24 protein-coding genes are annotated in these 26,190 nt (G+C 58.0%); 12 read left to right on the top strand and 12 right to left on the bottom strand.

What is annotated here, in order from left to right:
• Positions 1 to 146: 146 nt before the first annotated feature.
• Positions 147 to 1,049 (top strand): LysR family transcriptional regulator, encoded by a 903-nt coding sequence (locus ACR0A2_RS15110; protein WP_152460540.1) that lies wholly within the window; start codon positions 147 to 149, stop codon positions 1,047 to 1,049.
• A 54-nt stretch (positions 1,050 to 1,103) separates the two neighbouring features.
• Here ACR0A2_RS15110 and ACR0A2_RS15105 read toward each other — a convergent pair whose 3' ends face one another.
• Positions 1,104 to 2,336, bottom strand: a complete 1,233-nt coding sequence (locus tag ACR0A2_RS15105) for a urate hydroxylase PuuD (protein WP_480835845.1) — start codon at positions 2,334 to 2,336, stop codon at positions 1,104 to 1,106.
• A 101-nt stretch (positions 2,337 to 2,437) separates the two neighbouring features.
• On the opposite strand from ACR0A2_RS15105, the gene ACR0A2_RS15100 reads away from it, so the two are divergent.
• Positions 2,438 to 3,358, top strand: a complete 921-nt coding sequence (locus tag ACR0A2_RS15100) for a LysR family transcriptional regulator (RefSeq protein ID WP_152460538.1) — start codon at positions 2,438 to 2,440, stop codon at positions 3,356 to 3,358.
• Positions 3,359 to 3,363: 5 nt separating this feature from the next.
• Here the strand turns inward: ACR0A2_RS15100 and uraH are convergent, their stop codons facing one another.
• The gene (uraH, locus tag ACR0A2_RS15095; RefSeq protein WP_480446942.1) at positions 3,364 to 3,717 is read right to left on the bottom strand and encodes a hydroxyisourate hydrolase; all 354 of its coding nucleotides are present in this window, start codon (positions 3,715 to 3,717) and stop codon (positions 3,364 to 3,366) included.
• A gap of 146 nt (positions 3,718 to 3,863) precedes the next feature.
• Here uraH and puuE point away from each other — a divergent pair, with 146 nt between their 5' ends.
• Genes puuE through ACR0A2_RS15080 form a run of 3 tightly spaced genes read left to right on the top strand, consistent with a single transcriptional unit; the run spans position 3,864 to position 7,236 of the window.
• Complete coding sequence (puuE, locus tag ACR0A2_RS15090; RefSeq protein WP_480835948.1) at positions 3,864 to 5,276, top strand: allantoinase PuuE; 1,413 nt, start codon at positions 3,864 to 3,866, stop codon at positions 5,274 to 5,276.
• A complete protein-coding gene (locus ACR0A2_RS15085; RefSeq protein ID WP_480835844.1) occupies positions 5,273 to 5,758 on the top strand; it encodes an ureidoglycolate lyase in 486 nt (161 codons plus the stop codon). The genes puuE and ACR0A2_RS15085 overlap by 4 nt, the downstream gene beginning before the upstream one ends.
• A 53-nt stretch (positions 5,759 to 5,811) precedes the next feature.
• Positions 5,812 to 7,236, top strand: coding sequence for a uracil-xanthine permease family protein (locus ACR0A2_RS15080; protein WP_480835842.1), 1,425 nt, complete (start codon positions 5,812 to 5,814; stop codon positions 7,234 to 7,236).
• Positions 7,237 to 7,402: 166 nt separating this feature from the next.
• On the opposite strand, the gene bhcD is transcribed toward ACR0A2_RS15080, so the two are convergent.
• From bhcD to bhcA, 4 genes are all read right to left on the bottom strand, one after another.
• A complete protein-coding gene (bhcD, locus tag ACR0A2_RS15075; RefSeq protein WP_480835840.1) occupies positions 7,403 to 8,368 on the bottom strand; it encodes an iminosuccinate reductase BhcD in 966 nt (321 codons plus the stop codon).
• 116 nt (positions 8,369 to 8,484) lie between these two features.
• Positions 8,485 to 9,648, bottom strand: a complete 1,164-nt coding sequence (gene bhcC / locus ACR0A2_RS15070; RefSeq protein WP_480835839.1) for a 3-hydroxy-D-aspartate aldolase BhcC — start codon at positions 9,646 to 9,648, stop codon at positions 8,485 to 8,487.
• A 27-nt stretch (positions 9,649 to 9,675) separates the two neighbouring features.
• The gene (bhcB, locus tag ACR0A2_RS15065; protein ID WP_480835837.1) at positions 9,676 to 10,644 is read right to left on the bottom strand and encodes a beta-hydroxyaspartate dehydratase BhcB; all 969 of its coding nucleotides are present in this window, start codon (positions 10,642 to 10,644) and stop codon (positions 9,676 to 9,678) included.
• Positions 10,644 to 11,834, bottom strand: coding sequence for an L-aspartate--glyoxylate aminotransferase BhcA (bhcA, locus tag ACR0A2_RS15060; RefSeq protein WP_171205826.1), 1,191 nt, complete (start codon positions 11,832 to 11,834; stop codon positions 10,644 to 10,646). Before bhcA ends, bhcB begins: the two co-directional genes overlap by 1 nt.
• A gap of 169 nt (positions 11,835 to 12,003) precedes the next feature.
• On the opposite strand from bhcA, the gene bhcR reads away from it, so the two are divergent.
• Positions 12,004 to 12,852 carry an HTH-type transcriptional regulator BhcR gene (gene bhcR / locus ACR0A2_RS15055; RefSeq protein ID WP_480835835.1) on the top strand — a complete coding sequence of 283 codons (849 nt, stop codon included), beginning with the start codon at positions 12,004 to 12,006 and terminating at the stop codon, positions 12,850 to 12,852.
• Here the strand turns inward: bhcR and ACR0A2_RS15050 are convergent.
• The 5 genes from ACR0A2_RS15050 to ACR0A2_RS15030 form a co-directional block, all read right to left on the bottom strand.
• The gene (locus ACR0A2_RS15050) at positions 12,830 to 13,702 is read right to left on the bottom strand and encodes a bifunctional allantoicase/(S)-ureidoglycine aminohydrolase (RefSeq protein ID WP_480835833.1); all 873 of its coding nucleotides are present in this window, start codon (positions 13,700 to 13,702) and stop codon (positions 12,830 to 12,832) included. The two genes, bhcR and ACR0A2_RS15050, sit on opposite strands and share 23 nt — an antisense overlap.
• A 181-nt stretch (positions 13,703 to 13,883) precedes the next feature.
• Positions 13,884 to 15,017, bottom strand: a complete 1,134-nt coding sequence (gene nagA / locus ACR0A2_RS15045) for an N-acetylglucosamine-6-phosphate deacetylase (RefSeq protein WP_480835831.1) — start codon at positions 15,015 to 15,017, stop codon at positions 13,884 to 13,886.
• The gene (locus ACR0A2_RS15040; RefSeq protein WP_480835830.1) at positions 15,014 to 16,042 is read right to left on the bottom strand and encodes an SIS domain-containing protein; all 1,029 of its coding nucleotides are present in this window, start codon (positions 16,040 to 16,042) and stop codon (positions 15,014 to 15,016) included. The genes nagA and ACR0A2_RS15040 overlap by 4 nt, the downstream gene beginning before the upstream one ends.
• 12 nt (positions 16,043 to 16,054) lie before the next feature.
• Positions 16,055 to 16,810 carry a GntR family transcriptional regulator gene (locus ACR0A2_RS15035; RefSeq protein ID WP_171169957.1) on the bottom strand — a complete coding sequence of 252 codons (756 nt, stop codon included), beginning with the start codon at positions 16,808 to 16,810 and terminating at the stop codon, positions 16,055 to 16,057.
• Complete coding sequence (locus tag ACR0A2_RS15030; protein ID WP_480835828.1) at positions 16,797 to 17,684, bottom strand: glucosamine kinase nucleotide-binding domain-containing protein; 888 nt, start codon at positions 17,682 to 17,684, stop codon at positions 16,797 to 16,799. The genes ACR0A2_RS15035 and ACR0A2_RS15030 overlap by 14 nt, the downstream gene beginning before the upstream one ends.
• Before the next feature lie 158 nt (positions 17,685 to 17,842).
• Here ACR0A2_RS15030 and ACR0A2_RS15025 point away from each other — a divergent pair, with 158 nt between their 5' ends.
• From ACR0A2_RS15025 to ACR0A2_RS15000, 6 genes are all read left to right on the top strand, one after another.
• On the top strand, positions 17,843 to 18,766 hold the full coding sequence (locus ACR0A2_RS15025; RefSeq protein ID WP_480835827.1) for an N-acetylmuramic acid 6-phosphate etherase: 924 nt from the start codon (positions 17,843 to 17,845) through the stop codon (positions 18,764 to 18,766).
• The gene (locus ACR0A2_RS15020) at positions 18,763 to 20,013 is read left to right on the top strand and encodes an ABC transporter substrate-binding protein (RefSeq protein WP_480835825.1); all 1,251 of its coding nucleotides are present in this window, start codon (positions 18,763 to 18,765) and stop codon (positions 20,011 to 20,013) included. Before ACR0A2_RS15025 ends, ACR0A2_RS15020 begins: the two co-directional genes overlap by 4 nt.
• Before the next feature lie 63 nt (positions 20,014 to 20,076).
• A complete protein-coding gene (locus ACR0A2_RS15015) occupies positions 20,077 to 20,991 on the top strand; it encodes a carbohydrate ABC transporter permease (RefSeq protein WP_171169949.1) in 915 nt (304 codons plus the stop codon).
• A 10-nt stretch (positions 20,992 to 21,001) separates the two neighbouring features.
• Positions 21,002 to 21,841 carry a carbohydrate ABC transporter permease gene (locus ACR0A2_RS15010; protein WP_480835824.1) on the top strand — a complete coding sequence of 280 codons (840 nt, stop codon included), beginning with the start codon at positions 21,002 to 21,004 and terminating at the stop codon, positions 21,839 to 21,841.
• Positions 21,838 to 22,872 carry a Gfo/Idh/MocA family protein gene (locus tag ACR0A2_RS15005; RefSeq protein WP_480835822.1) on the top strand — a complete coding sequence of 345 codons (1,035 nt, stop codon included), beginning with the start codon at positions 21,838 to 21,840 and terminating at the stop codon, positions 22,870 to 22,872. Before ACR0A2_RS15010 ends, ACR0A2_RS15005 begins: the two co-directional genes overlap by 4 nt.
• Entirely contained in the window at positions 22,869 to 23,864 is a 996-nt protein-coding gene (locus ACR0A2_RS15000) for an ABC transporter ATP-binding protein (RefSeq protein ID WP_480446959.1), read from the top strand. Before ACR0A2_RS15005 ends, ACR0A2_RS15000 begins: the two co-directional genes overlap by 4 nt.
• Before the next feature lie 59 nt (positions 23,865 to 23,923).
• On the opposite strand, the gene ACR0A2_RS14995 is transcribed toward ACR0A2_RS15000, so the two are convergent.
• Positions 23,924 to 26,155, bottom strand: a complete 2,232-nt coding sequence (locus ACR0A2_RS14995) for a CHASE2 domain-containing protein (protein ID WP_480835821.1) — start codon at positions 26,153 to 26,155, stop codon at positions 23,924 to 23,926.
• Positions 26,156 to 26,190 lie beyond the last annotated feature (35 nt).

Raw genomic sequence — 26,190 nt, 5'->3', positions numbered from 1 at the left:
CCTCTGCCCCTGCCTTCCGGAGGGTGGTCAGTGGAACCATAGGAGCAAAGATTGAGGTGGAAAATCGCTGCAAACGGCAAATACTTTCAACAGATCGTTGAAAAAGATAGGGCTATACCGCATTCTTTCGCTGCTGGGAGGATCCAATGTCTTACATCGAAAGTCTGCGTGTTTTTGTCCGAGTGATGGAGCTGGGCAGCATCACCTCTGGCGGGCGTGATCTTCGGCTGACCCCGGCGGTGGCCAGCAAACGGTTGAAAGAGCTTGAAAACCATCTGGGTGTGCGGCTGTTCAACCGAACCACCCGGTCGATGACACCAACCGAAGTGGGGACGGTTTTCTACGATGAAGCCAAGGCGGTCCTGCTGGCGCTTGATCACGCCGAAGCGCGTGTCGCCAGCTTTTCCGACGCGCCTCGGGGGGCGATCCGCATCACCGCGCCTTTGGGTGTCGGGCGCAGAATCGTTGCGCCTCTGGTGCCGGAATTTTCTGACCGCTACCCGGAAACAGAGATTCGCATGCGTCTGTCCGATCGCAAGGTGGACATTCTGGCCGACGGTCTGGATATCGCCTTTTTCATTGGTGAACCCGGCGATTCAACCATGAAACTGCGGAAGTTCGCGGATTGTGATCGTGTTCTGTGCGCTTCGCCCGATTACCTGTCGCGGTTTGGGACACCCAAAACACCGGATGATTTGTTGCACATGCCCCATAACTGCCTGTTGCTGCGTTATCCAAGGTCTCCGGAATACTATTGGACTCTTCGCACTGACATGGGGCCGCGAAAGCTTGAAGTTGGCGGCAAATACGACGCGGATGATGGTGATGTTCTGACCGACTGGGCCTTGGCCGGTCGTGGGATCGTCAACAAGCCGCGCTTTGACGTGCGGGAGTTTCTCGAGGATGGGCGGCTGGTCGAGGTCCTGCCCGAGACGCCCCCCTTGCCAACGATTTTCGGGTGTCTTTATCCGCACAAAAAGCTGCAAGATCCCAAGGTGCGCCTGTTCGTCGAACATATCGCGCAGCATAGCAAACGCTTTTTCGCATAAGGAAAAACCGGGCATCACGGCCCGGTTCGCTGTCATGGTTTCGCGCGCAGGCGACTATTGGTTTCTGGCTTCACGCACCCATGCGATGATGGTTTGGCGTGCCTCGTCATCCATTTGCACTGCCGTTGGCGGCGGCATTGCGTGGCTGATCCCGGCTTGCAGATAGATCTGGTCAGCATGTTGGGCGACATCTCCGGGTGTCTCAAGATAAACCTTTTTCGGGGCCCATTTCATGGTGCCGTACACCGGCTCGCGGGCGTGGCACATCGAGCAATTGCCCAAGACCGTGTCATAGGCATCTTCGAAGCCCGCGGCGGACGCATATTTCTGCTCGTATGGTGTCAGCTCGCGCGCTTCGGCGTCTTCCCATGTTTCGGTGTTTCTCACCGAAGACAGCCAGGCGATCACGACCATTAGCAGAACCGTCACGCCCCAGGTCCAGTGCGGGCCTTTCCCGGTTGCGTGCATCGTGTTGAAATAGTGACGGATGGTGACGCCCGTCAGAAAGATCAGGCTGGCGATGATCCAGGAATACTCGGTGCCGAAAGCAAGCGGATAGTGGTTCGACAACATCAGGAACACGACCGGCAAAGTCAGATAGTTGTTATGCGTGGATCGTACCTTGGCGATCTTGCCGTATTTGGCATCAGGTGTCCGACCGGCCTTGAGGTCTTCGACCACGATCCGTTGGTTTGGCATGATCTGAAAGAACACGTTGGCCGTCATGATCGTCGCAGTGAAGGCGCCAAGATGCAAAAGCGCGGCACGACCGGTGAAGATCTGGTTGTAACCCCAGGACATGATCACCAGGATCACGAACAACAGCAGCATCAGAACGGTGGGGTGATCGCTCAGCTTCGATTTGCACATCTGGTCGTAGAGAAGCCAACCAATGGTCAGCGATCCGCCGGAAATCAGAATCCCCTGCCACAGCGCCAGGTCCACTTTGGTCGGATCAAGCAGGAACAGCTCTCCACCAACCCAGTATATGATCATGAGCAACGCCGCACCTGACAGCCAGGTCGTGTAACTCTGCCATTTGTGCCAGGTCAGGTGCTCGGGCATGCGCGAGGGCGCAACCAGGTATTTGACGGTGTGGTAGAAGCCGCCGCCATGTACTTCCCATTCTTCGCCGTAGGCCCCGTCCGGCAGGGCTGGGTTCGGCTTTAGCATGAGGTCCAGCGCGATAAAGTAGAATGACGCCCCAATCCACGCCATCGCGGTGATCACATGCAGCCAGCGGACGGAAAAAGCGATCCACTCCCACATCACGGCCAAGTCATACATGGCTTTGCTCCTAAGATTCTTTGCTTCCGGTTACTCTATGCGAGTGCGTTTTGTTCTGGTATTGCTGGTAAAGACCAAGCAGTATCAAAAAATGCAAAAAAATGTCCTACCTTGATAACATCAGAACCTTTGTCCGGGTCTATGAATTGGGCAGCATGTCCGCCGCGGGCCGTGATCTGAGGGTTTCGCCAGCCGTCACGTCGGCGCGTATATCGCAATTGGAAGAGCATCTTGGCGTGCGTTTGTTCCAACGCACGACACGCAGCCTGACGCCCACCGAGCAGGGAAAATCTTTCTATCGTGGCGCGGCAGAGATCCTAGAAGCAGTCGAAAGTGCCGAAGCCCAGATCGTCAATCTTACCGAAAACCTGAAAGGGTCACTCTATGTCGCGGCGCCTTTGGGGGTCGGGCGTCGGTTGATTGCGCCGCAGGTCCCGAAGTTTCTTGCCGAGTACCCCGAGGTGAACGTTCGGTTAAGGCTTACCGACCGAAAGGTTGATCTGACAACCGAAGGTCTGGACCTGGCATTTTTTCTTGGTCAGCCAGAGGACAGCAACCTGCGTATTCGCAAGATCGCGGATGTCGAAAGAGTGCTTTGTGCATCCCCGAAATACATCAAAAAGCGCGGGATGCCCGAAAGCGGGGACGCGTTGATCGCTGATGAGCACGAATGTCTCAATTTGCGGTTCCCGGGCGCGACCGAGTTTCAATGGCTCTTGAGGACCGATACGGGGCCAAAACGGTTCCGGGTTTCCGGGCGCTACGAGTCAGACGATGGCGACGTGCTGACAGACTGGGCCCTTGGCGGACATGGTATCGCGTTGAAGCCGATTTTTGAGATCGCTCAACATCTCAAGGCCGGGACACTGGTTCCGGTGGCGGAAAAGACGCCGCCAGAACCGATTCAGATGGCATGTCTGTTTACGCACCGCCGTATGCAGGACCCCAAAACGCGGCTTTTCATGGAGTTCATAATCGAACGCATCGGGTCGTCGATTGCGGCGGCAAATACGGCCCGGTAGGTTGCTCAGCTGCCGCGATAGGTCGAGTACCCGAAGGGCGAAAGCAGCAGAGGCACGTGGTAATGCGAATGTTCGGACATTCCAAACCGGATCGGGATGACGTTCAGAAAGCGCGGGTTTTCAGGTGGTGTGCCGCAGGCATCAAGGTAATCCCCGGCATGGAAGACAAGTTCGTATTCACCTGTTGAAAACTCTGCTTCGGGCAGAATTTGTTCGTCGGTCCTGCCGTCGTCATTGGTGACCAGAGTTTTCAGCAACTGGCGGTCTGCACCTTCAATGCGGAACAGTTCGATTTTCAATCCTTCGGCGGGGCACCCCCGGGCCGTATCCAGAACATGTGTTGTAAGGTAACCGGTCATTTGCGCTACTCCTCAAGTTATACAGTTACTAGTCTGATTTCGCATCCAGGAGCAAAGGCAGTCTGTGGGAAGCTGCTTTCTGCATTTTTTGAAAAACATCTTTGATTATCTGGGGTATTGATCAATTCAAGAAGAAGGAAACCGATGTGAAGCCTTATCCACGAGACATGACCGGTTACGGTGGGCAAGTTCCCAAAGCAAACTGGCCGAACGACGCCAAAATCGCCATTCAGATCGTGCTGAATTACGAAGAGGGCGGTGAAAACAACGTTCTGCACGGCGATGCCGCATCCGAAGCGTTTCTGTCCGAGATCACCGGAGCCGCCCCTTGGCCGGGGCAACGGCACTGGAACATGGAATCGATCTATGAATACGGCAGCCGCGCGGGGTTCTGGCGCGTGCATCGCCTTTTGCAGGATCTGCCTGTTACCGTCTACGGCGTTGCAACCGCTTTGGCGCGTGCACCTGCTCAAGTTGCGGCGATGAAGCATGCCGGGTGGGAGATCGCCAGCCACGGTTTGAAGTGGATTGAACACAAGGACATGGGCGCAGAAGAAGAACGTTCCCAGATCCGCGAAGCAATCCGCCTGCACACAGAGGTTACAGGTCAGCCGCCCCGTGGTTGGTATACGGGCCGCTGTTCGATGAATACGGTCGAACTGGCCGCCAGGGAAGGCGACTTTGCCTATATCGCCGACAGCTACGCCGACGATCTGCCATATTGGATCAAGGCAGGGGGCAAGGATCAACTGATAATGCCCTATACACTGGACTGCAACGATATGCGCTTTGCAATCCAGGCTGGGTTCACCAATGGGGAACAATTCGACAGCTATCTGAAAGACAGCTTTGACATGCTCTATGCCGAGGGTGAGGCGGGCGCGCCCAAGATGCTCTCGATTGGGTTGCACTGCCGTCTGATCGGTCGCCCGGGTCGCGCCATGGCGCTGAAACGCGCACTTGATTATTTCAGAAACCACGACGGTGTCTGGTTCGCAACGCGCGAGCAGATTGCCGACCACTGGGCCAGGGAACACCCACCGGTGCAACGGCTGACCCCGTCCGAAATGGATCGACCAACCTTCGTGTTGGAATTCGGCGGCGTGTTCGAGCATAGCCCGTGGATTGCCGAAGGTGCGTATGAACTGGAACTGGGCCCGACGCATGACAATGCCGCTGGTGTCCACAACGCGCTGGCGCGTGTGTTCCGTTCCGCCTTGCCCGAGCTGCGCCTTGGCGTTCTGACAGCCCACCCGGACCTGGCGGGCAAACTGGCCGCCGCCGGCCGCCTGACCAAAGAAAGCACTGCGGAACAGGCCGGTGCGGGACTGGACATGCTGACCGATGAAGAACGCGCCACATTCACGGCGTTGAACGAAGCCTACACGACCAAGTTCGGCTTTCCTTTCATCATTGCCGTCAAAGACAACACCAAGGCCAGCATTCTGGAAGCCTTTCGCCGTCGCATCGACAATGACCGCGACAGCGAATTTGCCGAAGCCTGCCATCAGGTCGAGCGCATTGCCGAATTGCGCCTGATCGAGAAGTTCGCGCAATGACGGCTGCCTTGAAACTCCGCCCCTTGACGTCAGAGGCATTTGCACCTTTCGGCGATGTCATCGAAGCGGCTGGCCAGGTGGATAAGCTTATTAATCAGGGTAAATGCGCCCGCTATCACGACCGGGCCGTGTTGGATTTCCACGATGGGCGCGCGGGTATCAGCGTGTTTCAGTCCGAAGCCTTCAGCCTGCCGATCAAGTTGGAAATGGTTGAACGCCATCCGGATGGCAGCCAAGCCTTTTTGCCTTTGTCGGACAAGCCATTTGTCGTGGTTGTGGCCCCGGATGAAAACGGAACACCCGGGCGGCCCATCGCCTTCAAAACAGCGCCCGGACAGGGTGTGAATTACCATCGCAACACCTGGCATGGCGTTCTGACCCCGCTTCATGCGCCCGGGCTTTTTGCGGTGGTCGACCGAATTGGAGCCGGGCCCAACCTCGAAGAGCATTGGTTCGAGGAGGCTTTTGAAGTCACAGAATGAGGCGCGTTGCCGGAAGAGGAGCCGGCTGCGAACCTCAAGGGAGGAAAGACCAAATGTCAGATGCATCCATCGGAACGCCGGAACAACTCCGCGATCCGAATTATACTCCGCCGCTGTTGAAGGCGGTGCCGCTTGGAATTCAGCATGTGCTGGCGATGTTCGTGTCCAACGTCACGCCAGCCATTATCGTTTGCGGCGCGGCCGGTTTCGGCTTTGGCTCGAACAGCCCCGATTTCCCGCAGATGATCTACATGATCCAGATGTCGATGTTCTTCGCGGGCGTCGCCACGTTGTTTCAGTCCATTGGTGTGGGTCCTGTTGGTGCCCGGTTGCCCATCGTGCAGGGGACTTCGTTTGCCTTCATCCCGATCATGATCCCGCTGGTGGTTGGAAAGGGCGTCGACGCCATTGCCGTTCTGATGGGCGGTATCGTTGTCGGTGGCTTGTTTCACGCCTGCCTCGGGTTGTTCATAGGGCGCATTCGCTTTGCTCTCCCGCCGCTGGTTACGGGCCTTGTGGTGACCATGATCGGCCTGGCCCTTGTCAAAGTCGGCATTCAATATGCCGCCGGCGGTGTGCCCGCCATAGGCACCGAGGAATATGGCTCGGGTCTGAACTGGTTCATGGCCGGAACCGTAATCGTGGTCACGCTTGGCCTGAAATTCTTTGCCCGGGGCATGTTGTCGGTGTCGGCGGTTCTGATCGGACTGCTGGTCGGATACGCCGTGGCCTTCCTGCTTGGCCAGGTGAATCTGGGCAACGTCGGCAACGCGGCATCCTTTGCTCTGCCGAACCCCTTGCATTTTGGCCTTGAATTTTCGGTCGCGGCCATCATCGGTTTCTGTGCAATGTCCTTTGTTTCTGCCGTTGAAACCGTTGGGGACGTATCCGGTATCACCAAAGGGGGCGCTGGCCGAGAAGCCACCGACAAGGAAATACAGGGCGCGACCTATGCCGATGGTCTTGGTACTGCGATTTCTGGCCTGTTTGGTGCGCTGCCCAACACGTCGTTCAGCCAGAATGTCGGGTTGATTGCCATGACCGGAGTCATGAGCCGCATGGTCGTGACCATCGGCGCGCTTTTCCTGATCGTTTGCGGGCTTATTCCCAAGATCGGGGCGATAATCTCGTCCATTCCGATCGAGGTTCTTGGCGGTGGCGTGATAGTGATGTTCGGCATGGTTGTTGCCGCAGGGGTTTCGATGCTGTCGGACGTGAACTGGAACCGGCGCAACATGGTGATTTTTGCAATCGCCTTGAGTCTTGGGCTGGGTTTGCAGCTGGAACCCAACGCGTTGCAATACTTGCCCGGCACATTGAAGGTTCTGGCGACATCAGGAATCCTGCCCGCCGCCGTCATCGCTATTGTATTGAATCTGGTGCTTCCCGAAGAACTTTCCGACGAAGCGACGGAAGAGGTATCGGGCGGCATGGCCGGTCATGGTCTTGGGTCCATCGAGCAAGACGACCACGTCTGATGCGTTCGACCTGATACACTGATCGTCCTGGAGAAAACATGAGGCGGCGCGCCTAGGCGCGCCGCCTTTCATTTTTTGGTCACCATTTAATAGGGATCTGCTGTCAAAAGCTCTCCGCCAAAAAGGACCGCTGAGACAATGCCCAAAAAGGTGTCGCCGTCTGGCTTCAGAAATCGACCTCGATCGCGACCCCTTTCCGAACGGCGAGGTCAACCACGGACGCGGCGACCGCAAGATCTTGCAGGCCCACCCCCGTGCCATCGAACAGCGTGATCTGATTGTCCGATATCCGGCCCGGATCGGTGCCGTTGATGACCGCGCCAAGCTGCGCCACATCGCTTTCTTGGATCAGGCCTTCGGCCACCGCGTGCTGCGCTTCGCCGATGCTGACGGATTGCGCGACTTCGTCCGTGAACACGCTTGCCCTGGCCAGAAGGGCGGCTTCGACTTCCTGTTTTCCTTTTGTGTCCGTGCCCATGCAGGCGATATGAGCTCCGGCGCTGACATGGTTCGCCATCAGCGAGGGCGCAAATGCCGAAGTGATCGAAATGATCACATCCGCCTCAGTCATTTCGTCAAGCTCTACCGCCTGGAACGGAACACCGGCTTCATTGGCGACCTTCTCGATATTCGGCAGCATTTCGGGGTGATAGTTCCAGCCTATGACCTTTTCAAAGGCGCGCTGCTCCAGTGCCGCGCGAAGCTGAAAGGCTGCCTGGTGGCCAGCACCTATCATGCCTATGACCTTGGCGTCGCTACGTGCGAGATGCTTGATCGATACCGATGATGCTGCCGCCGTTCGAAGGGCCGTCAGAAGGTTGCCGCCGACCATCGCAGATGGCTTGCCCGTGTCGGGGTCGAAAAGAAAAACGGTGGACTGGTGGTTGATCAGCCCGCGTTTTTCCAGATTGTTCGGCCAATAGCCGCCCGCCTTCAGTCCCAACGTCAGGCCGGCGCGGTCAAACCCCCCTTTGAAGCCGTACAGTGCATCTTCGTGCCCGATGGCTTCACGCACGACAGGGAAGTTGTAGGCGTCGCCGGACGCCATTGCGGCAAAGACCTGTTCGACCGCGTCAAAAGCCGCTTGTCGGGTCATAAGGTCAGCGATCTCACGCTCGGGTACGATCAGCATTTCATTCTCCAATCAAACATTCGTGCGCCCGCGTGCCACCGCCGGAAGGAGAGCATACACGCGGGCGGCTGTCTGGCTGCTTCCGAGCCAGCCCTCCCAAACACGGCAAATTCGGATCAATAAGCGCGTCCGCGGGCGGATACGGGCCAGACGGTCTCGACCTTGCCGTTGCGAACGCCGACATACCAATCATGTACATTTGCGGTTGGGTCGCAGTGCCCCGGAACCAGCCTGAGCTTGTCGTTGACCTTCAGCACGCCGTTCGGGTCCATGACGACGCCGTGTTCGTCCGAACATTTGATGTACTCCACATCATCTCGGCCGAAGATAACGGGCAGACCGCTGTCCACTGATTGCGCCTTGAGGCCCGCATCGACGATCGCCTTGTCCGTCTTGGCGTGGCTCATGACGCTAGTCAGGATGAAGAATGCGTTTTCCCACTCGCCCTGATCGATCCGGTTGCCGTCCTTGTCCAGGATCCGGCCGTAATCCGCGTCCATGAAGGCGTAGGACCCGCATTGCAGTTCGTTGTACACGCCCGAGTTGGATTCGAAGTAGTATGAGCCGGTGCCGCCGCCCGAAACCAATTCGCATTCGATGCCTTCGGCTTTGAGGCCTTCAACCGCGTCCTTTACCATCGCAATTGCGGTGTCGAGCTTTTCCTTGCGCGCCTCATAGCTGTCGAGATGCTGCATTGCGCCCTGATAGGCCTGAATTCCGGTGAATTTCAGGTTCTCGGCTGCTTCGACCGCTTTGGCGATTTCGATCACGTCGGGTGTTGTCGTCACACCGCACCGGCCAGCGCCGCAGTCGATTTCGACGAAGACCTCCAACTGTGTTCCGTGATCCACTGCCGCGCCAGAAAGATCCGCGACATTGTCCAGATCATCGACACAGACGATGATGCGGCTGCCCAGCTTTGGCAGGCTGGCAAGACGGTCGATCTTGGCGGGGTCGCGTACCTGGTTCGACACCAGAACGTCCTTGATGCCGCCGCGCACGAACACTTCGGCCTCTGAAACTTTCTGGCAGCAGACGCCAACGGCGCCTCCGATCTTCTCCTGCAACTTGGCCACGTCTACCGATTTGTGCATTTTTCCATGCACGCGGTGGCGCATGCCGTGCGCCTTGGCATAGTCGCCCATCTTCTTGATGTTGCGCTCAAGCGCTTCGAGATCCAGCACAAGAGAGGGGGTCTGGATATCTGCTTCATCCATTCCGGGCTTGGCCGGAATGTCAAAGCCTACTTCGAATTCGTCGAGATTGGTCGTATCTTTCATTTCCGTATTCCTATGTCGGGATTGATGTCACGCGTTCAGCCAGGGCAGCCTGTCCAGATCGACATTGCCCCCGGTTATGATCAGGCCGACACGCTTGCCTTTGAATGCGTTCGGGTTCTTCAGGATCGTGGCCAGCGGGACGGCCGAAGATGGCTCCATCACGATCCGAAGGTGTTTCCACGTCAGCTTCATCGCATCGATGATCTCTTGCTCTGAGGCCGTGTAGATTTCAGAGACATGGTTCGACACGAAATGCCAGGTCAGCTCTTTCAGTGGAACCAGCAGCCCGTCGGCAATCGTCTTGGGTGCGTCATCCGCGATGATGTGGCCGGCCTTGAAGCTGCGATAGGCATCGTCGGCCTGTTCCGGTTCCGCCGCGATGATCGCGGTTTCCGGGGCGAGCGTCGACAGGGTCAGACAGGTGCCGGACACCATGCCGCCCCCGCCGATAGGTGCGACAACTGCGTCTAGTCCATCGGTCTGTTCGATGAACTCGCGCGAACAGGTGCCTTGCCCGGCAATCACCCGCGGATCGTTGTAGGGGTGGACGAAATCCCCGCCCGTGGCGGCCTGAACCTCGGCAAAGGTTGCTTCGCGCGACGAGGTAGAGGGCTCACATTCCGTGATCTTCCCACCATAGCGCCGCACCGTGTCTTTTTTGGCCTGTGGCGCTGTGCGCGGCATGACGACGTTGCACGGTATGCCGCGCTTCATTGCCGCATAGGACAGGCACGATGCGTGGTTGCCGGAAGAATGGGTTGCGACGCCTTTCCTGGCCTGTTCGTCATCAAGGCCAAACACGGCGTTTGCAGCGCCGCGAACCTTGAAGGCGCCCGGTTCCTGAAAGTTTTCACATTTGAAGAACAGCTGTGCACCGCTCAGCTCGTTCAGAAAGTCCGAAGTACGTACCTGTGTGCGGCGGATGAAAGGTTCAATCCGATCATGTGCCGCCAGCATGTCCTCGTAGGTCGGGATATACATGTTGCAGTCCTTCATCATGCGGCGTCCTTTTGAACGGCGCCCGAATGACCGCGATAGTATTCCTGCGCAGCCGCCACGCCCGAGCCCAACTGGATGTTCAGGCCCAGGTCGACCATGCACATTTCAGCAGTGGCAATCCCGGACAGGGCCATGACATCCGTCAGGCTTCCCAGATGCCCGATGCGGAATACCTTGCCCGCGACTTCGCCAAGGCCGACACCGAAGGCAACGCCGTATTTTTCGGCCGCGTGCGTGACAATATCGGTGGCGTTGAGACCGTTTGGCGTGCGGATCGCGCTGACGGTGTCAGAGTATACCGATGGGTCCGCCGCGCACAGGTCCAGCCCCCAGGCGCCCACGGCGGCACGTACGCCTTCGGCAATACGGTGATGCCGGGCAAAGACGTTTTCCAAACCTTCACCCAGCAGCATGTCACAGGCCTGATTGAGGCCATTCATCAAGCCAACCGCAGGTGTGTAGGGGTATGCGCTGTTGGCATAGCCTTTCGCCATGTCGTGCACGTCAAAGAAGGTGCGGGGCAGGGTCCCTGTGCTGGTCGCGTCCATTGCCCGCTGGCTGAACCCGACGATGGCAAGGCCCGCAGGCAACATGAATCCTTTCTGCGAGCCCGTGACGGCCACATCAACGCCCCATTCGTCAAAACGGAAATCCATGGATCCGATCGATGAAACACCATCGACGAACAGCATTGCGGGGTGCCCGGCAGCATTCAGAGCCTTGCGTACAGCGGCAATATCCGATTTCACACCGGTCGCCGTTTCGTTGTGCGTGGCAAGAACAGCCTTGATTTCGTGGCTTGTGTCGGCGGTCAGGATCTCTTCGTAACGATCGGCTGGCAGACCTTCGCCCCAAGGGGTTTCGACGATCTCGACGTTCAGACCGTGGCGCTGGCACATATCGATCCAGCGATGGCTGAACATGCCGTTGCGCGCCGCCAGAACCTTGTCACCGGCCGACAGGGTGTTGGTCAGCGCGGTCTCCCAGCCTCCTGTTCCGGTCGACGGGAAGATGAAGACTTCGGCGCTGTTGCTTTTCAGGACTTTCTGAACACCCGCGCGCGCTGGATGTAGGATTTGCCCGAACAGTGGCGAACGGTGGTCGATCGTAGGCATATCGCAGGCCTTGCGCAGGCTTTCCGGGATGTTGGTCGGGCCCGGAATGAAAACGGGATTTTGAAAGCTCATGGGTGGTCTCCTTCCGTCGTTGACCACACAATAAGTTCTAGCCGCTCTGCCCGATATATTTTTGAAAAAGACTTTCAAAACACCACGTTTTGAATTTAATTTATAATTGTCAGTGTGTTATATTTTTCATATCATGAATTAGTCTTTCACGAATGATCAAAGGGTTTTTATGGATTCTCAAGACAATACTCGCGAAGTCCGCAGAAAAGCCCGTGGAAGACCACGGGGGTGGGACGACAAGACAGCGCAAAACACGATCAAATCTCTGGACCGTGCGATGGAAGTTTTTGAGTATTTGAGTGAAGCGCAGGGCAAGGCGTTAACCGCGCTGTCCGACGAAATGGGCCAGTCGCCCGCCACGGTTTACCGAATTCTCGTTACACTAGAGGGCAGGGGACTTGTCGAGTTCGATCATGACGAGCAGGTCTGGCACATCGGTCCTCGTGCGTTCGTAATCGGTTCGCGCTTCCTGCGTCGCACCAGCCTTGTGGACCGGGCCCGACCTGTGATGCGAAAGCTGATGGAGGCCACCGGCGAGACCGCAAACCTTGGGGTCGAAAAAGAAGGAATGGTGCTGTTCCTGAGCCAGGTGGAAACCCATGCCAGCATCCGGGCGTTTTTCCCTCCGGGCACGCTGTCTCCGATGCACGCATCGGGCATCGGGAAAGCTTTGTTGGCATATATGGATGAAGATCGGCTGGACCGGCTGTTGGCCAAGACGGAACTGCAGGCCTTCACGGATCGGTCGATTACCAGCCCGGACGCGCTGAAAGAAGATCTTGCCATGGTCAGGGCACAGGGCTTCTCGATAGACAACGAAGAAAAAAACGCGGGTATGCGATGTATCGCTGCGCCTGTTTTCGATATCAACCGAGAGGCTGTAGCCGGGATTTCGGTATCCGGACCGACAAGCCGCGTCAGCGAAGCCGAAATCGCGCGCCTAAGCCGCCCCGTCATCGAGGCGGCGCGTCAGTTAACTCTGGCCATCGGCGGGACTATTTCTGCGCCGCTGTCCTGAGGCGCCGGTGCTGCGGATAAGCCGCTGGCCCCGGCCGCAATGCCATATGACGGTTCACGTCTTTGTACAGCAGGTAACGGAATTTACCTGGCCCGCCTGCATAGCAGGCCTGCGGGCAGAACGCGCGCAACCACATGTAATCGCCGGCCTCGACCTCTACCCAGTCATTGTTCAGCCTGTAGACGGCCTTTCCCTCAAGAACATACAGACCATGTTCCATCACATGTGTTTCAAGGAAAGGAATGACGGCGCCGGGCTCGAAAGTCACCACGGTCACGTGCATATCGTGCCGCAGGTCACTTGGATCCACAAAGCGCGTCGTGGCCCATTTGCCGTCGGTTCCGGGCATCGGCGTTGGCGTGATCTCATTTTCGTTGAGAACCAGAACGTCCGGGCGGTCAAGCCCTTCCACCGCTTCATAAGCCTTTCGAATCCAATGGAAGCGCAGGGTCTCACCGCCTCGGTTTCGTAAAGTCCAGTTGCATTCAGCGGGCAGGTAGGCATAGCCGCCGGGTGTCAGCTCGTAAGTCGCGCCGTCGGCCGTCAAGGTCGCTGTACCTTCGACCACGAACAAAACGCCTTCGGCTTCGGGATCGGTCTCTGGCCGGTCAGAGCCACCGCCGGGCTGAACCTCCATGATGTATTGCGAAAAGGTTTCAGCAAAGCCGCTGAGCGGGCGGGATATCACCCATAAGCGGGCGTCGTCCCAAAACGGCAGAAAACTGGTCACGATATCCCGCATCGTTCCCTTTGGGATCACTGCATAAGCGTCAGTAAATACGGCGCGGTCAGTCAGCAATTGCTCCTGACTAGGGTGCCCACCGTGTGGAGAATAATACTTGGCGGTCATGCATGCTCCTGAAAAATGTCATATGCCTGAAATATGCGCCGAAGGATCGGGGCGGACCACCCGCAAAAAGTTGACAGCTCTATTCGTGAAGATTTGAAAAATCAGAATTCGGCCGCCAACAAACGCATGCAGCATTGGCATCGCGCGCGCTGCGCAGTCGGTCGGATCAACGATGATTGGGTCAGGGTTGCACCGGTCTGACCCCGGACAGATCCGGGGAAATCCGTATCATCAGCGACAGGTCAGGTTTCATTCCTGTGCTTTTACCGGAAATCATCCCAAGCGGAACGCTTGTTGCTGCGGCGAGTGCATCCTGAACGGGGAGCTCGGCTTGTTCCGTCAGAACCCGCACCGCTTTTGTCAGGCACAAGTCTGCCCCGGCCAGAGTGCCATCCTCCAAAGTCAGCCTGCCGTTTTCCCGCCGGATGCGGCGTCCCTCCAACTGAAGCTCGGTCAGTGACGTTCCGGCGACCGCCATCGCATCGCTGACAAGGAAAATCCGCCCTGGTCCGCGCTTGGCGGCCCAGGCAATCCGCATCGTATCGGGATGAACGTGGATGCCATCCGCGATCAAGCCCGCCGATAGCGATCCGCAGGATAGCGCCGCGCCGACCAGTCCCGGTTCACGGCTGCCAAGCTGGCTCATTGCATTGAACAGATGCGTTGCGCACTGCGCCCCGGCCCTTGAAAACGCCAGGCAGGTTTCAAAAGGCGCGTCCGTATGCCCCAGAGAAACGATGACCCCCGCGCGCTTCAATGCTTCAACCTGTTGCAGAGTTGTGCTTTCGGGCGCCAGCGTGACCATCAATGCAGGCAGGTGTTTTGCAGCGTCGATCAGAATCTCCAGATCGGTTTGCTGCATCGGGCGGATCAGGGCGGCATCATGTGCACCCTTGCGTCGCACAGACAGGTGCGGACCTTCCAGATGCAGGCCCGCAATGCCGGGAACACCCGTCTGAACGGCCTTGATGGCGGCATCAATCGCGGCCCGGGTTTTCTCGGCCGTGTCCGTGATCAGGGTTGGCAGGATGCGAGTGGCACCCAGCGCGCGATGAGCGCTGGCGATTTGGGTCAGCGTGTGAACCGATGGATCGTCGTTGAACATCACGCCCCCGCCGCCGTTCACCTGCAAGTCCGCATAGCCGGGGCTGAGGATGTCGCCATGCAGATCCTCGATCTGGTCGTCCTGCGCGATCTGGGCCGCAGGTAGCAACGCATCCAGCACACCGTTTCTGAACCGTGCGGCGTATCCTTCACGCAATTCAGTGCCATCGAAGATCGGGCCACCCGCAAAAGTAACAGTAGAGCTGGTCATACCGTTTCCGTCACTTTTTTCAGATGGCGTGGTGTGTCCGGGTCGATCCCGCGTTGTGTGGCCACCTTCTCCACCATTCCATAGAACGCAGCGATTGTCGGTATCGGGTCCGTCATCCAATGCGACGTCCGGACATGGAGCAGTTCTGTGGCGTGTTTCACGCGGCCGGTTGTGGCGAAAACAACAGCGCCTTTGGACGCCAGTGCGTCCGCAACTTCGGCCAGATTGTCCTCTGCGGCATCCCCGGACGACAGGGCAAGCACGGGAAAGCCCTGATCCACGATGGAAACCGGGCCGTGCAGAACCTCGGCCGCCGAATAGCTTTCTGCGTGGATCTGGCAGGTTTCCTTGAATTTCAACGCGGCTTCGTTGGAGATTGCCAAAGACAGGCCCCGGCCCAAGGTAAACAAAGACCGACCGTCCACCGCGTCTGCCACGGCGCTCCAGTCGCAGGCGATTGCGGTCGACAAACTGTCCGGCAGCCCATGGATTGCGCGCAACAGGTGATCATCGCGCTTCACCTGCGCAATCAGCCACAGCCCGGCGACCAGAGACGTCACGAACGTCTTTGTCGCCGCCACGCTCAGTTCGGGGCCCGCATGAATGGGCAGTGTTGCCGCAGCCGCCTCGGCCAGGGCAGAGGCAGGGTTGTTTGTGATCGCGACCGAGTAAGCCCCGCCGGATGTGAGCGACTGCGTGAGCTGCACGATATCCGGGCTCTGACCGGATTGTGAGACTGAGATGCAGATTGCATCCTCGCACCGCATGTCGACCCCGTAGATGGATTTCACCGACGGTCCGACCGAAGCCATCGGCAAACCAAGCAGCAGTTCCGAGGCGTATTTCAGAAAACTGCACGCATGATCCGAGGATCCGCGCGCCACCGAGATCAGGAACCGCGGGTCGCGGGCCCGGATCTCGGTGGCGGTTTGCGCGATCAAATCTGCACCTTCGGTCAGAAGGCGGTCTACGGCGTCGGGAATCTCATCGATCTCGCGCCGCATCTGAGTGGTTGTGTCAGGCATTTTCCCAGGCTTTCAATTTGACAGGCGCAGCTCGGCCACAAAGTCATAGGCGTCACCGCGGTAGATCGAGCGGGTCAATTCAGCGACCCGCCCGCTTTGCAGATATGAGGTGCGTTGAATCCGAAGCCCAGCCGTACCTTCCGCAACATCCAAAAGCTCTGCTTCGGGCGGTTCGAGGTTGATGGCCGAGATTTTCTGGATCGCGCGCACCGGTCGCAGACCAGATTGTTCAAGAACAGAGTAAAGCGACCCCGTCACTTCGGTGGGGTTCGGCAGGATATCGAGCGGAAGGGCCGCTTTTTCCAATGCCATCGGGCGTCCTCCTGCCTCTCGCAGGCGGTAGATACGCGCGACCTGTTCATTTGCCGACAAGCCCAATGCCATCATTTCTTCCGGGGATGGCAGGAAAATCCCGCGCTCCAGCCATGTCGAGGTCGTCTTGAGCCCGCGTCGCTCCATGTCTTCGGTGAACGATGTCAGATGGGACAGTGATTGTTCAACCTTCGCCACGGGTTCGCGAACAAAAGACCCAGACCCCTGTCTTTGTTCGATTGCACCTTTGCGCACCAGTTCATGAATGGCCTTGCGCACGGTCACACGGGACAGGTCGGTGATCTCGGCGATTTCTCTTTCAGGGGGCAGCGAACTGTTGGGAGGCAGGATGCCGTCCTTGATCCCTTGTTCAAGGCGTTGACGGAGCTGTACATAGCGCGGGCCCGAGCTGTGCCCCAACCATCCTTCGGGCCGCAGGAAATCAGCTATGTTCATGTTCGATTTCCTCCAGATACGCCTGTGCCAATGCAAGTGCGCCGGACAGTGGATCGCCTGCGGGCTCGACCAGAGCAGATTGCATGTCCGTGGGCAGGTGCGGCGCGTAAAGAGGGCCAATTCCGCCGGTCAGACAAACGGGCAGGCCAACGTTCCAGCCCATTTTCTTCATCACGTCGATCAGATAGCCCGCACCGTCCCGCAGGATGGATACGGCCAAGTCGTCCCCGCGATTGGAAAGCTCGGTCACAAGCGGGGCGAGGGCGCCAAAGTCCGATGGCGTCATGTCAGCGGCGGCCCGTACAATTCCTGCGGCATCGCCAAATCGAGACAGCAGATCCTGCGCCAATGCCGAAGGGCCGGTCGTGCCGTCCGTTTGCTCCAGCGTCTTGGCCAGCGCCCGTTTGCCAACCCATTGCGCGGAAGCCTGATCGCCCAGAACAGGGCCCCACCCGCCGGCAAACTTCATCGTGCCACCCCTTTGCATGGCGACAAAAGAACCGGTGCCGCAATGTGCAACAAACCCGTCCATCGCCCCCAATGCGCCACGCAAAGCTGCTGCGCGATCATCTTCGATCCGGACGTGCCGAAATGGCAATGCCGTCGCAAGTTTCCGGGCAATCGCGTCACCTGTTATCCCGGCCAAGCCCAGATAGGCGGGTGCTTGCGCAAGCTCCTCGGGCGAACGGCCCGTCTGAACGGCCAGAGCTTCCAGACCGCGCCACAGCTCGATGCAGGCGGCCTCGAAATCAGTGGATACGTTTGCCGCGCCGACTTCGACCTTGTGTGTTTTGCCATCAACAAAAGCGGCGACGCGGCAGCGCGTTCCACCCCCGTCGGCGGCCAGGAACATGGGTTTTGATGACTTTGCCATGTACAGACCTTTATAATACCTTTCGCGTGTTTTGAAGTCCTAATTGTGACCAAATTGGCGAATTTCACGCTATATTGGCCAAAAATATAGGAAAAAATAAATGGTAGACTAATGGTATTTAAAAGGTATGATATCGAGAGTTCTTGGGGGAGAATCACTTGATTACGCCGGCGACAGAACAATTGCATCAGGACGCGCATGGGCTTGATACCCGTCCGCTGGCCGAAGTGGCCGGCCTGCTGGCGCGGTCGCAGGTGTCTGCGGCGACGGCAGTGCTTGATGCGCTTGGTCCGATTTGTTGCGGGGCGATCGCCATGGCCCAGACGATCCGGTCGGGTGGCAAGCTTCGATATCTTGCGGCGGGGTCTTCCGGGCTCATGGCGGCCTCGGACGCGCTGGAGCTTGGCGGAACCTTTTCCATCCCGTCGCGGCAGATCCGCATTCATATGGCGGGTGGAATGCCGACCACGGCAGACATGCCGGGGGATGTAGAGGACGCTGTTGATGGGCTGGCGCAAGAGCTGTCGGATATGGTCGCCAATGATACGCTCATCGCGGTCTCGGCCAGCGGCACCACGCCTTATACCGTCGCCGCCGCAAAACTGGCGCGCGACAGGGGGACGCCCGTGATCGGGATTGCAAACAACGCGGGCTCGCAATTGTTGCAACTGGCGGACCATGCCGTTCTGCTTGCGACCCCTCCGGAATTGATCTCTGGCTCAACCCGGATGGGGGCCGGCACTGCGCAGAAAATAGCCCTCAATACGTTGTCGACGCTGATGGCCATTGAGCTTGGGCATATTCAGGACGGCATGATGATCAATCTGCGGGCGGACAATGACAAACTGCGCGCACGCGCCAACGGAATCGTGTGCCAGCTTACCGGCGTATCACCTGAACGTGCTGATGATGCCCTGAGGGCTGCGGATGGGAACCTGAAGTGCGCGGCACTTGTCGCCGCAGGTGCCGCATCGGCAGAGAATGCACAAAAGCGACTGGCTGAAACGAATGGCCGTCTGCGTCATGCGATGAACCGGCTGAATGAAGATAACGAACATAGCAACCTGGGAGAAACCAAATGAAACGCAAAGTTCTGAGCCTGGCTCTGATGAGCACGGCGCTGGTCACAAGCGCCTATGCGCAAGACGCCACGCTGACGATCGAAAGCTGGCGCAACGATGATCTCGCTCTCTGGCAGGAAAAGATCATCCCTGCATTCGAGGCGGCCAATCCAGGTATCAAAGTTGTTTTCTCGCCTTCAGCCCCGGCGGAGTACAACGCGGTTCTGAACTCGAAGCTGGAAGCCGGATCCGCCGGTGATCTGATCACCTGCCGCCCGTTCGATGCTTCTCTGGCGCTGTACGAAGCGGGTCATCTGACCGACCTGTCCGATCTGGATGCGATGGACAATTTCTCGGACGTAGCCAAATCGGCGTGGCAGACAGACGATGGGTCGGCCAGCTTTTGTGTTCCGATGGCATCGGTGATCCACGGTTTCATCTACAACAAGGATGCGTTCAACGAACTGGGTCTGGAGGTTCCGGCCACCGAGGCAGAATTCTTTGAAGTGTTGGACAAGATCAAGGAAGACGGCACCTATATTCCGATGGCAATGGGCACCAATGACCAGTGGGAAGCCGCAACGATGGGCTATAACAATATCGGCCCGAACTACTGGAAAGGTGAAGAAGGCCGTCTGGCATTGATCCGGGGCGAGCAGAAACTGACCGACCCTCAGTGGGTCGCGCCCTTTGCCACTTTGGCGAAATGGGCCGATTATCTGGGTGACGGATATGAGGCGCAGACCTATCCCGACAGCCAGAACCTGTTCACTTTGGGCCGCGCTGCAATTTACCCGGCGGGCAGCTGGGAGATTGCAGGTTTCAACACGCAGGCAGATTTTGAGATGGGCGCCTTCAAGCCGCCGGTCCAAAATGCAGGTGACACCTGCTATATCTCGGACCATACAGATATCGGCATCGGTCTGAACGCTGCCAGTGAAAACCAAGAGGCTGCCCGCACGTTCCTGGCCTGGGTCGCAAGCCCGGAATTCGCCAGCATTTTCGGCAATGCGGTTCCCGGTTTCTTCCCTTTGTCCAATACTCCGGTTGAACTGGAAGATCCCCTTGCCAAGGAAATCGTCGGATGGCGGGATGAGTGCGAGAGCACCATCCGTTCGACCTATCAGATCCTGTCACGTGGCACGCCCAACCTCGAAAACGAGACCTGGGGTGCATCCGTTGCAGCCATCAAGGGCACCGAAAGCCCCGAGGCTTTGGGCAAGAAACTGCAAGACGGGCTGGCCAGCTGGTACGCACCGCATCAGTAAGACCTGAACCACCTTCACCGGACGCGGCCCGTCGCGTCCGGCACCTTTTCCCCGGAGATCCCCATGCAGACCCGCCGCATACGCTGGCACATCGCCGTTTTTCTTGCACCTGCGGTGCTGGTTTACACGGCGGTGATGATCCTGCCCTTGTTCAACACGCTCCGCCTTGCGCTGTTTACCGAAGTCGATCAGGCGCGTGTGTATGTGGGGTTGGAGAATTTCCGAACCTTGTTCCTTGATCCGCTCTGGTCCGCGCAATTCTGGAATGCGCTGGGCAACAACTTCTGGTTCTTCCTGATCCACATGCTGGTGCAGAACCCCATCGGCATCGCTTTGGCCGCGATCCTGTCACACCCGAGGCTGCGCTTTGCCGCACTCTACCGGTCGGCCATTTTCATTCCGACGATCCTGAGCTTCGTGATCGTGGGTTTTGCCTGGAAACTGATCCTGTCTCCGCTTTGGGGGATTGCGCCCTCGATGTTGGACGCGGTTGGCTTGAAATCCCTGTTCGCGCCTTGGCTGGGCAAGGAAGAATACGCGCTGACAACTCTGGCGCTTGTCTCGGTCTGGCAATTCGTCGGCATCCCGATGATGCTGATTTATGCGGCCCTTCTGTCGATCCCCGAAGAAATTCTTGAAGCCGGAGAGATCGACGGGATCACCGGAGCTTCGGCTTTCTGGAAAATAAAACTGCCGCTGATCCTGCCCTCGATCGGGATCATCTCGATCCTCACATTCGTGGGCAATTTCAACGCGTTTGACCTGATCTATGTCTCTCAGGGCGCGCTGGCGGGGCCGGATTTTTCGACCGACATCCTGGGCACTTTCATGTACCGCACGTTCTTTGGCTTCCAGCTGCAACTGGGTGATCCGTATATGGGGTCCGCCATTGCCGGCGCCATGTTCGCCATCATCCTTGTGGGTGTCTGCATTTACCTTTTCGGCATCCAGACCCGGATGCGCCGGTATCAGCTGTGAGGGCTCTGCAATGAACAAGGCACGCTCGAATCCACTGAACACCGCCGCAATGCATGGTGCGCTGATCCTTTACACCTTGATCGCGCTGTTCCCGGTTTTCGTAATCATCATCAACAGCTTCAAAACGCGCCGGGCCATCTTTCGCGAGCCGCTTGCCTTGCCTGATGCCGAAAGCTTTTCCTTGATCGGCTACCAGACGGTGATGAAGCAGGGGGATTTCTTTCTCTACTTTCAGAACTCGCTGATCGTCACCGTGGTTTCACTGGCCTTTATCCTGCTGTTCGGCGCCATGGCCGCCTTTGCCCTCAGTGAATACCGGTTCAAGGGCAACATGTTGATGGGGCTCTATCTGGCGCTTGGGATCATGATTCCGATCCGCATCGGCACCGTGGCGATCCTGGAGATGATGGTCGCCACAGGGCTTGTGAACACGCTCTGGGCCCTGATCTTCGTCTACACGGCACAGGGTTTGCCGCTGGCGGTGTTCATCCTGTCCGAGTTCATGCGCCAGGTCAGTGATGACCTGAAGAATGCAGGGCGCATCGATGGGCTTTCGGAATACACGATCTTTTTCCGGTTGGTGCTGCCTCTGGTCCGGCCTGCCATGGCAACCGTCGCCGTGTTCAACATGATCCCGATCTGGAACGATCTCTGGTTCCCCTTGATCCTGGCACCCGCTGAAGAGACCAAAACCCTGACGTTGGGCAGCCAGGTCTTCATCGGCCAGTTCGTCACCGACTGGAACGCGGTTCTGTCCGCGCTCAGCATGGCGATCCTGCCGGTTCTGGTGCTCTACATGATCTTCTCGCGCCAGTTGATCCGCGGTATCACCTCAGGAGCTGTCAAATGACCCGAGTTCTGATCGCTGGTCTTGGCAACATGGGCCTGAGCCATGCCTTGGCCCATCATCGCCACCCCGACGCACGGATCGTGGGGCTGGTCAACCGCACAGGTCATGTAGACCATCCCGACCTGTCAGGCTATCCGGCCTATTCGGATTTTCAGGCGGCACTGGCCGAGACAAACCCCGATCTGGTCGTCGTCGCAACCTATTCCGACAGCCACGCAGATTTTGCCTGCGCCGCAATGGAAGCAGGTGCGCATGTCTTTGTTGAAAAACCACTGGCCACGACGGTTGCGGACGCCAGACGCGTGGTCGCAAAAGCAGTGGAAACCGGCCGGAAACTGGTTATCGGATATATTCTGCAGCACCACCCGTCATGGATGCGACTGATCTCGGAGGCGCGTGATCTCGGCGGGCCGTATGTCTTCCGTCTGAACCTGAACCAGCAAAGCAGCGGGGCCGAATGGGAAACCCACAAGGCCTTGATGCAGACGACGTCCCCAATCGTCGATTGTGGCGTGCATTACGTCGATGTGATGTGCCAGATCACCGATTCCGATCCCGTCCGCGTGCATGGCATGGGCCTGCGCCTGAGCGATGAGATTGCCGAAGACATGTATAACTACGGCCAGTTCCAAGTGATTTTCCAAGACGGCTCGGTCGGCTGGTACGAGGCCGGCTGGGGCCCGATGATGTCCGAGACCGCCTTTTTCGTGAAAGATATCGTGTCACCCAACGGATCGGTTTCAATCACGGATGGCAACAAGGGCGCATCCGCGGATATCGACGGCCACACCAAGGTTGGCGGCCTTCTGGTCCACCGCCCTGACGGCGACCGGACAATCGAAATGCCGGATGAGCCCGGCCATCAGCAACTCTGCGATGCCGAGCAAGCCTATATGCTGCGCGCCATCGCCGAAGATATCGATCTGACCCGCCACATGAACGATGCCGTGCAATCGCTGGCCATCTGTCTGGCCGCTGATGAAAGCATCCGTACCGGCCAACCCATATCGCTGAAAGAGACACGCACATGACCGCCCTGACGCTGCAAAACGTGAATAAATCCTTCGGCACCGTCGAGGTCCTAAAGGATATCAACATCGACGTTGACGAGGGCGAATTCGTTGTCTTCGTAGGCCCCTCGGGCTGTGGCAAATCCACCCTTCTGCGTGTCATCGCGGGGCTCGAGGATGTGACGTCGGGCGAAGTGCGCATCGGCGGAGAGCTCATGAATCTCACCCCGCCTTCGAAACGCGGTATCGCGATGGTGTTCCAGAGTTACGCTCTCTATCCCCACTTGAACGTGCGCAAGAACATGTCATTGGCGCTGAAACAGGAGGGCCAGAGCAGGCAGATCATCGACGAGCGTGTCGAAAGGGCAAGCAAGATGCTGAACCTTGAACCTTACCTTGACCGGTATCCTTCCGAACTGTCCGGTGGTCAGCGCCAGCGCGTCGCCATCGGTCGTGCCATCGTCCGGGAACCAAAGCTGTTTCTGTTCGACGAGCCTCTGTCCAATCTCGATGCGGCCCTGCGTATGAATACACGGTTGGAAATTGCGAACCTGCACCGGCAGCTTGACGCTTCGATGATCTACGTGACCCATGACCAGACCGAGGCAATGACTCTTGCCGATAAAATCGTCGTTCTGCGCGACGGGCGTGTGGAACAGGTCGGCAGCCCGATGGAGCTTTACAACAATCCCGCGAACCAGTTCGTGGCCGGTTTTCTTGGGGCGCCTTCGATGAATTTCTTTCCTGCCAGCATGATCGGCGAAAGCGCAGACATTACAACGGGTATCCGGCCGGAAGACCTGTTTTTGTCTGACGACGGTCCGGTGGTCGCAAACGTCACCCATGTCGAGCATTTGGGCGGTGATACCAACGTGATTGCCATGATGCAGGATCACCAGATCACCGCGCGCCTGTTCGGGCAGCATCAGGTTGAAGCCGGTCAGAGCATCCGATTTGGATATTCCCCAGGCAGGGTCTATCGCTTCGACGCACAGGGTGCGCGTCTCGCGTGACACGGACTGACGCAGGGCTTTGGGGGCCGTAGTCAGCCGAGTTTTCCATGCAGCGCCGCCTAAACACCACCGGCTATTCTGGTGTTTCGGGTGAACATGACAGGCCCGGATGATGAAACTGCGCGGAAATCGGCCGCGCGACCCGCCAAAGCGCGATAGAACTGGCGCAATCCGGGTTCGATATCTGCGGCAAGTTCTTCGCAATGCTGACACATGCGCAGGATGTCGCCCTGCGGTTTTCGGGTTCTCAATGCTGCGATCAACTTACCGTGCCGTGCAACGAGTTCCTGGAACGCGTCCGTCTTTCGCAAAGCTGAATCTCCAACCAGAACAAAAACGGGCTCTGGGTTGGCTTTGCCTTTCAGGTCAACATGGCCTGCCTGCAAAAACGCCAGGTCATCGCGCCCGGCTTGATACACCGCGTCAGAGACGACAATGTCATACTCGACCGTTCGACAACATTGTTCGATCCGTGCCGAAACATTCACGACATCTCCGATAACCGTATAGTTGAACCGTTTTTGCGATCCGATGTTGCCGACGCAGGCCTGTCCCGTGGCGATTCCGGTTGCCAGCGCTATCGGCTTTCGGTTCCGCATGATCTCGGATGCATTGAACTGTGCCAGAGCACGCCGCATCCTGAGTGCGGCAAGCCCTGCGCGGCATGGATGGTCCGCGACGGGTAAAGGCGCGTTCCAGAAGGCCATGATGGCGTCACCGATGAACTTGTCGATCGTGCCACGCTCATGCAGGATCTGATCTCCAAGCTTGGAAAACAGCGCGTTCAGCAAGGATACAAGTTCCGTTGCCGACGCGGACTCGGACAGAGCGGTAAATCCCCGGATATCCGAAAACATCACGGTGATTTCCTGACTTTCTCCGCCCAATTGCAGCTGGTGGCCCGAATTCTCCATTTCATCAAGGATTTCCGGGGCCACGTAGTGTGAAAAGACTTTTCGAATCTGGCGCTTTTCGCGCTCGGTCGAAACAAACAGATACCCCGCCAGCAGACCGAAATTTGCGATGCCTCCAATCAGGGGAAAAGTGGCATCGAACAGGATGGATTGGTTCTGAAAAACCAGCCAGCTGATGGCCAGAACGGCTGCGGCGGCTATGCCACCGGCGATGAAGGATGCGATGGCACCAAAACTGGACATGACGGCAATCACCACAAGCCCCAGAAACGCAAAGGCAAGCAGTTCCTGTGCTGCGGTCACGTCAGACCGGCTGAGCATATCACCGGTCAGAATCTGTTCGATCATCTGGGCATGAATAGAAACACCGGGGACGCTTTCGCCAAGTGCTGTCTGGTGAATATCGAACAAACCGGCAGCGGAGGTTCCGATCAGGATAATTCTTCCTTCGATTTCGGATCGCAGCCCGGGGTCTTCAGTACCTTCCAGGACATCCCTGGCTGAAATGTAAAGGTCGGGGCTGTCCCGCCGGTACTTCAGCCAAAGCTCGCCATTCTCGGTTGTCGGTAAACGGTATCCGGCGATTTCGACGGCCAGCATGATGCCAGCCTCGTCAGGCGCGCCTTCCACGAAAATGCTGGTCTCACCCAGGGCGACCCTGAGGGCTTCGACGGCAAGGCTTGGCAGCGGACCGTCCGGACCGTTCCAGAGAACCGGCGCCCGTCTTACGATGCCGGTTCCTCCGATGGGCGAGACATTGACCCCGCCGACACCCGCCGCCGCCCGATCCAATGGTGGCGCGATCGGCGTCCAATGCGGAACCGAGATCAGCCCCTCGGCGGGGCTTTCCCCGAATTCAATGATTCCGGCCTTGGCCGCAATGGGCTCACCTTTGGCCGACAATCGCGCGGCCACGCCCAGCACCACGGGCCAGTAGGCCATTTCCATCCCAAGCAAGACATCGTTGTCCAGCTTTTCGGCATGGCGTTCCACAGTCAGTACGCCCGCCAGCGATGGATCATTCAGAAGGCGAGACGGCGAATACCGGTCAGGTTCAGCAAACAGCATGTCGAACGCAATCGTCGCGGCGCCGTAGTCACCCAGATTTTGAACCAACTGCGCAACCAAAGTGCGGGGCCAGGGCCATTGTCCAAAGCTGGCAAGCGAGACCTCATCGATATCCACGACGCGCACGGGGAGTTCGGGATTGAACTCCCGCGGGGATAATCTTTGCAAAACGTCGAAATAGATCAGGCGTGTCATTCGAACCGGGTACGGATCCCACGCCCGGATGAAGCAACCCAAAAGGATCAGACCCAGCCCCACGAGGCGGAAGGCCCATCGCCCGTTCCTGGATTTCCGCACCTTGTCGCTCACACCATCCTCCAGACAAATGGAACTGGAACTGCGTG

The sequence above is a fragment of the Ruegeria sp. H8 genome, assembly GCF_056532905.1.
The sequence above is the reverse complement of the archived record's forward strand: the minus strand, read 5'-3'. Positions and strand labels throughout refer to the sequence as shown.